Source organism: Methanomethylovorans sp., assembly GCF_050177135.1.
Lineage (GTDB): Archaea > Halobacteriota > Methanosarcinia > Methanosarcinales > Methanosarcinaceae > Methanomethylovorans.
The window spans coordinates 1-5,692 of sequence record NZ_JBFXHJ010000140.1; the positions used below are offsets into that span (position 1 = coordinate 1).

At 43.7% G+C, this 5,692-nt stretch carries 7 protein-coding genes and 1 tRNA gene; 5 read left to right on the forward strand and 3 right to left on the reverse strand.

The window, feature by feature from the left end:
• Positions 1-251 precede the first annotated feature (251 nt).
• Both mptA and AB7U21_RS09920 read left to right on the forward strand, forming a co-directional pair.
• The gene (mptA, locus tag AB7U21_RS09915; protein ID WP_428388702.1) at positions 252-1,202 is read left to right on the forward strand and encodes a GTP cyclohydrolase MptA; all 951 of its coding nucleotides are present in this window, start codon (positions 252-254) and stop codon (positions 1,200-1,202) included.
• A 55-nt stretch (positions 1,203-1,257) separates the two neighbouring features.
• The gene (locus tag AB7U21_RS09920) at positions 1,258-1,572 is read left to right on the forward strand and encodes a DUF2098 domain-containing protein (protein WP_333787354.1); all 315 of its coding nucleotides are present in this window, start codon (positions 1,258-1,260) and stop codon (positions 1,570-1,572) included.
• 30 nt (positions 1,573-1,602) lie between these two features.
• On the opposite strand, the gene AB7U21_RS09925 is transcribed toward AB7U21_RS09920, so the two are convergent.
• On the reverse strand, positions 1,603-2,544 hold the full coding sequence (locus AB7U21_RS09925) for a nucleotidyltransferase domain-containing protein (protein WP_333787353.1): 942 nt from the start codon (positions 2,542-2,544) through the stop codon (positions 1,603-1,605).
• A 120-nt stretch (positions 2,545-2,664) separates the two neighbouring features.
• Between AB7U21_RS09925 and AB7U21_RS09930 the strand changes: the two genes are divergently transcribed.
• Together AB7U21_RS09930 and AB7U21_RS09935 are read left to right on the forward strand one after the other, a co-directional pair.
• A complete protein-coding gene (locus AB7U21_RS09930; protein ID WP_428388705.1) occupies positions 2,665-3,882 on the forward strand; it encodes a M20 metallopeptidase family protein in 1,218 nt (405 codons plus the stop codon).
• The gene (locus AB7U21_RS09935; RefSeq protein ID WP_428388711.1) at positions 3,882-4,319 is read left to right on the forward strand and encodes a GNAT family N-acetyltransferase; all 438 of its coding nucleotides are present in this window, start codon (positions 3,882-3,884) and stop codon (positions 4,317-4,319) included. The genes AB7U21_RS09930 and AB7U21_RS09935 overlap by 1 nt, the downstream gene beginning before the upstream one ends.
• Positions 4,320-4,329: 10 nt before the next feature.
• On the opposite strand, the gene AB7U21_RS09940 is transcribed toward AB7U21_RS09935, so the two are convergent.
• Both AB7U21_RS09940 and AB7U21_RS09945 read right to left on the reverse strand, forming a co-directional pair.
• Positions 4,330-4,782, reverse strand: a complete 453-nt coding sequence (locus tag AB7U21_RS09940) for an N-acetyltransferase (protein WP_428388707.1) — start codon at positions 4,780-4,782, stop codon at positions 4,330-4,332.
• A gap of 42 nt (positions 4,783-4,824) precedes the next feature.
• Positions 4,825-4,899, reverse strand: a tRNA-Arg gene (locus tag AB7U21_RS09945).
• 238 nt (positions 4,900-5,137) lie between these two features.
• Here AB7U21_RS09945 and AB7U21_RS09950 point away from each other — a divergent pair.
• Positions 5,138-5,620, forward strand: coding sequence for a hypothetical protein (locus tag AB7U21_RS09950; RefSeq protein WP_428388709.1), 483 nt, complete (start codon positions 5,138-5,140; stop codon positions 5,618-5,620).
• The last annotated feature ends 72 nt before the right edge of the window (positions 5,621-5,692 follow it).

Below are 5,692 nucleotides of genomic sequence, written 5' to 3' on the forward strand. Positions count from 1 at the left end.
ATAAACCTATTCTGCACATATAGTATATATATTTTTCTTTTAATGTTGCCTTTCGATTCTGGTTTATACCAGTTGGATTATCGGGCGTACTCATAATCCTGTTTAAATTATATTGCTGTTTAAATATTTTAATTTATCCCTGCTGTAACACAACATTTACATGCAATGAATTCATTTCCTTTACCAAGTACACATAAAAACGGACCCATCTCACTTTTACATGAATGTGATCTGTTCTTAGAGGTAATGTTATGGAACTTTCTACTGTCATATTGCCGGATATACAGGCCAATAAGCCCAAAATACCTATCAACCTGACTCGCGTAGGTGTGACCAATGTTAAAAAACTGGTAGCTGTCAAAAGAAAAGACAAGCGCCCTGTCATGCTGATATCAACATTCGATATCTTTGTTGACCTGCCTTCTGACAGGAAAGGGGCCAACCTTTCCCGCAATTTCGAAGCAGTTGATGAAGTTCTGGAAAAAGCGGTGAATATGCCCGTTTACGAGATCGAGCAGCTATGCAGTGATGTTGCTCTCAACTTGCTCGTGAGGCATGAATATGCTACAAGGGCAGAAGTCCATCTCAAGAGTGAATACGTTATCAAAAGAGAATCCCCTTCCACTAAAATGGAATGTCAGGAAGTGGTGGAGATCTTCGCTGAAGCGAAAGCCAGCAGGGAAGAAGCAGGGAACATCAATATCACTAAGCTCATAGGTGCAGAAGTGGTAGGAATGACCGCTTGTCCGTGTGCCCAGGAGATCATGACGGACAATGCCCGTAAACAGCTTGAAGAAATTGGTGTGGATAACAGAAAGATCGCCGAATTCCTCCATCGTGTGCCCATGGCAACCCACAACCAGAGGGGAAGGGGAATTATTTCCATTGAAGTTGCAAGTGATGATTTCATATCTCTTGAAAAGGTGATATCTATCATCGAGAGATCAATGAGCTCAAGTGTCTTCGAATTGCTGAAGCGTTCTGATGAAGCAATGGTAGTTCAGACGGCCCACAAGAATCCGAAGTTCGTGGAAGACTGTGTGCGTACCATGGCTCATAATGTTGTTAAAGAGTTCAAGGACCTTCCGGATGATGCGATCGTGACTATTAAGCAGATAAACGAGGAAAGTATCCACCGCCATAATGCCTTTGCTGAAAGGGTTGCAACCATAGGCGAACTTCGTAAAGAGATCACTAACTGAATCTTTTTCAGTTTGTTTCGATCACCAGTCTGATTGGTTAAAAGAATGTGATAACATGGATGAAGGTTCAGATCCAATCCCGGCCCAGGATCTAAACGGGGCTCCTATCACTATTGGTTCATATGTGCTCTATATCAATACAGGTACTGCAGGTCAGGTTATTGAACTTAAGCAGGAAGAAGATACAACGTGGGCCCTGCTGGACACCACCGGACTGTACTACAATGTCCAGGCTCTTGTGATAACGGATGCAAGCGCCATCAAAGTGAAAAAAGAACATGAAACTGGCAAAGTGGATGTAGACGATCTTGCCAGGGAGCAAACACAGGAAAAGATTGTTGATATCGGCCAGGTGACAGGCGGAGGATAACATCCTCCTGTGATCTTGTTACATTTTCTGTCACAGCATATTTTCTTTTTCAAGCAATGTAAGTGAACGGATCCATTCTCCTTTTGGCTCACGTGAAGTGCCTACCACGAGCCTTTTTTTCTCGCCTGTTATTTCAACCACTCCCTGAGCTTCGATAAGCTCTCCGGGTAACGCCTGTCCTGCGTAAGTATGAGTGTAGGATAACACGTGGTCTATTTCAGGATGCTCCACTTTATATACTGCAGGGCTATCAAAGGCAAGATCTGTATTTGTCACTGTTGCCTCGATTCTCATGGTCCCAGTGTCCTTTCCTCTTGCAGGGGGCTCTTTTATCTGTTCCCAGTCCCTCACGAAAAGCAGGTCGAAATATGTGCCTTCCACCATACCTCTGTTCCCTTTCCGTTTCTCATGGACTACGAACTCCTCAAAGGATATCTCTGGAATGCGCTTTTTGTATATCCTTTGCCACATCTCCATATTTATATCCTCTATTGGTCCGGATCTTTTCTTTTCTTCGGCGATGGCATCCCTTGCTATGAACCAGTATTTTCCATATACCACAAAATCCACATCAGAGGTCTCGTTCTGTAATCCCGGCAACAAAGAGCCAGTGACTCCCATATGTGACCTTGGTACTCCTGCTTTTTCAAGAACTTTTACGATCACAGCTATCCGACTATCTGAGGCTACAAGACGCTGTATGGCCTCATTGGGGGAGAGTATCCTTTTCACCTGCTCTTCAGGCACCACATGTACATCTTCCACCCATTCAGGCCGGTGCTTTCGCATAAAATCGAAAGAATCATCGAAATCATACTTACGGTATCTTTTTCCGTTCATCTGGCGTTCCCCTTCTTCATCGGGTACGTATCGCAGTGTCGAACGTATCCCATGGGGATGGAAATAATCGGATACAGCGAATATCCAGTCATCCTGAGTTATGAAAAAGTCCCTGAGCCGTGTTTTCAGCATTCTGATCTCCTTTGTATTGGATTAAAGGTAATAAATCTCCTTAGTAATAATCATATTGCAAACATCTCTCTGAACAAAATGATTATGAGTCATGATGAGCAATCTGCTCTTATAATTTGGATGAAACATTCATATCAGGTGATGTTCCTGCTCCCTCTTGAACAATGGATCATACAAAAGCGACGCGAGTTCCACAGGTATCCTGAACTCAGTTTCAATGAACACATGACACAGAAGAGGATAATTGGTTCTCTTAAGGAGTTCGGCCTGGAAAGCGGTTCCATTGCCGGTACCGGTGTTGTGGCAGATATCACAGGCAATGGTCCGGGACCTTGCATTGCAATACGTTCTGATACGGATGCTCTGCCAATACAGGAGGAGGAAACTGCCCACAATAGGGAGTATATCTCTTGCCACAAAGGGGTCATGCACGCATGCGGCCACGATGGTCATATGGCTATAGAATTGGGCGTGGCCCGCCTGCTTTTCGAGAGGAGGCATGAGTTCCCTGGTAAAGTGCGGTTGATATTTCAGCCGGCAGAGGAACAATATCCTGGCGGGGCCAGGATGGTTATTGATGATGGCGGGCTTGCAGGTGTCGATGCTATTATAGGGCTTCACATTTTCGGTGATGTGGGTGTTGGTAATGTGCGTTTCTGCCCCGGGCCATTTATGGCAAGCTCCAACGATTTCAATATCAGGGTCAAAGGAAAGGGTGGTCATGTATCAACACCGGAGTATTGTATAAATCCCATTGAAATGGCTGCGGACCTTATATCCAGGTATAGGCTGGAAAGTGCCCGGAAGGTCGATCCTTCAAGACATGTTTTTGGCTTTGGCACGGTCACCGGAGGTACTCGCTCAAACATCATCCCCGACGAAGTACATGTTTCCGGAAGTTTCAGGACCTTTAATGAAATGGACACGGCCACTATTGAGAATGTTCTGGATACAATACTGATTTCTGTCATGGAAGAATTTACCAGAGAAGATATTGCTGGTGTGCCATCCTATGAGCTGGATGTGTTACATGGTTATCCTGTACTTGTGAACGATCCAGGTTTCACGGCAGCGGCCAGCAGGTTGCTTAAGCAGTCATTCATGAATGTGGATGATAATGCATCTCCTATCTTCGGCTCCGAGGATTTTGCTTATTATTTACGTCAGGTACCTGGTATGTTCCTTTTCCTGGGTACCCGCAATCCGGAGAAAGATATGACAGAGAACAACCATTCCAGCAGTTTTGATATAGATGAAACTGTCCTTATGCAGGGTGTGCAAATATTAAGTTCTATTGCTCTTGATTTCTTGAAAAAGCCAGAGGAATATATACATTGATGATAAAGGTTTTTTCTCCGTTACTTAATTCCTCCGTAAAAAAATTCGTGGTGAGCATACTGGCATCCGAAGGTTTTGCTTACGACATAGAGAAGGATCTTGATCTGGATAATATTTCAGCAAATTACCTTGAAGATGGAGGCATCTTTTATTTGGCTTTCACAGAGGGTAGGATCATCGGCACCTGTGCTGTGAAAAAGAGAAGTGAGGAAAAATGTGAGGTCAAGAGGCTGTATGTCCATAAGGATCTCAGAAGACTGGGGATCGGTTCTGAACTCTTGGGGAAAGCTCTGGAATTTGCAAGCGAGCATTATAATACAGCAATCCTGAAGACCGATACTTCTCTGGGACCAGCTATTGATCTATATTTAAAGACCGGTTTTTCAGTGCAAAAAGAAGAAAAGGGTACAGTATATCTTAAAAAGGAATTAAGCTGAGATCAGCAATTCAGTCTATATTTTTGATCAACGCTATCTCGTCACAGTCCGGGAACTTAGGACAGTTTATGCAGCCACTCCATACTTTATGGGGGAGTGTTGCTTTATCCACTCTTTCAAATCCATGTTTTTTGAAAAATTGCGGTACGTATGTAAGAGTAAATATCTTCTTTATATGCAGTTCGTGTGCATCGCCCATACAGGCCTTTAGTAATTGTGATCCTATTCCCTGTCTTGCATATTCAGGCTTGACAGCAAATGAAAGTACCTCTGCCAGGTCTTCCCATACTACCTGCAGAGCGCAGCATCCTATGACCTCGCCATCCTTCTCGTATACATAGAAACTGCGTATATACTGGTACAGCTCATTGTATGAACGGGGAAGCATCTTCTCCTGTTTTGCATATGCATTGATGATGTTCTTCATTGCTTCGACATCTTTGACAGTGGCCTTACGGATCATGAGATGATTCTCCTTGATCTAATTATATTAGAAAAAGTATAGCGAGCGTGAAGGGATTTGAACCCCTGGCTTGCAGCTTAGGAGGCTGCCGCCATATCCTGGCTAGGCCACACGCTCTCTTTGACTTTCACTCTCCTAATTACATTCAATATCTTAAATCTATTGGTACGAGTCGGAATGATTAGTAATTATCTGTTCTTCTTTCTATATCCGATTTCTGTCGGTCGGCAGATATAACCTGAATTTTGCGCTGCTTACTATGTATCAGTTCGAAAATGTTCGTACCTTAGGCAATTGCTATATATTCTGAATGATATCATATCTGCCAGATACAAATCTATTACGGGGATCCAGAATGAGATCGAACTATCTGCTAATACTTCTATCAATTACAATGGCGATCGTCATATCAGGTTGTTCCTGTCAGCAACCGATCGTCTACAATGGTTCTGAGAACACAAGTGGGAACCAGACACCTTCCCCAGGAATGAACAACGAAGAAGAGTTCATAACCGGCGTGGCATCTGTCAATAATGTGCAGGTGCTTATACTGGAATCTTTTCCTGTACAGGTGAATGTGGAAGCTACAGGTTATCTTCCCGATGGCTGCACAACCATCAGTAATGCCACTACCAGGAAAGATGGCAACACATTCTATGTGGAGATAGGCACAATACGCCCCAGGGATGCCTTATGTACACAGGCACTGGTACCTTTCACAAAGTCTGTGCCTCTTGACGTATATGGTCTGGAGAAGGGCGTGTACACTGTAGATGTGAACGGTAAGACAGCATCATTTGAACTGTCTGTTGATAATATCCTTTCGGAAAATTCCTGAAAATGTGGCCTTTGTTAGACGGCCACTTTTATATTTATTTACCTTGCACACTTGCCGCTGTGATCTATCAGG

What these genes read in the sequence shown, in the direction of transcription:
- mptA (WP_428388702.1), top strand. Translation starts at nt 252, where the DNA reads ATGGAACTTTCTACTGTCATATTGCCGGATATACAGGCCAATAAGCCC.
- AB7U21_RS09920 (WP_333787354.1), top strand. Translation starts at nt 1,258, where the DNA reads ATGGATGAAGGTTCAGATCCAATCCCGGCCCAGGATCTAAACGGGGCT.
- AB7U21_RS09925 (WP_333787353.1), bottom strand. Translation starts at nt 2,544, where the DNA reads ATGCTGAAAACACGGCTCAGGGACTTTTTCATAACTCAGGATGACTGG.
- AB7U21_RS09930 (WP_428388705.1), top strand. Translation starts at nt 2,665, where the DNA reads ATGAAACATTCATATCAGGTGATGTTCCTGCTCCCTCTTGAACAATGG.
- AB7U21_RS09935 (WP_428388711.1), top strand. Translation starts at nt 3,882, where the DNA reads ATGATAAAGGTTTTTTCTCCGTTACTTAATTCCTCCGTAAAAAAATTC.
- AB7U21_RS09940 (WP_428388707.1), bottom strand. Translation starts at nt 4,782, where the DNA reads ATGATCCGTAAGGCCACTGTCAAAGATGTCGAAGCAATGAAGAACATC.
- AB7U21_RS09950 (WP_428388709.1), top strand. Translation starts at nt 5,138, where the DNA reads ATGAGATCGAACTATCTGCTAATACTTCTATCAATTACAATGGCGATC.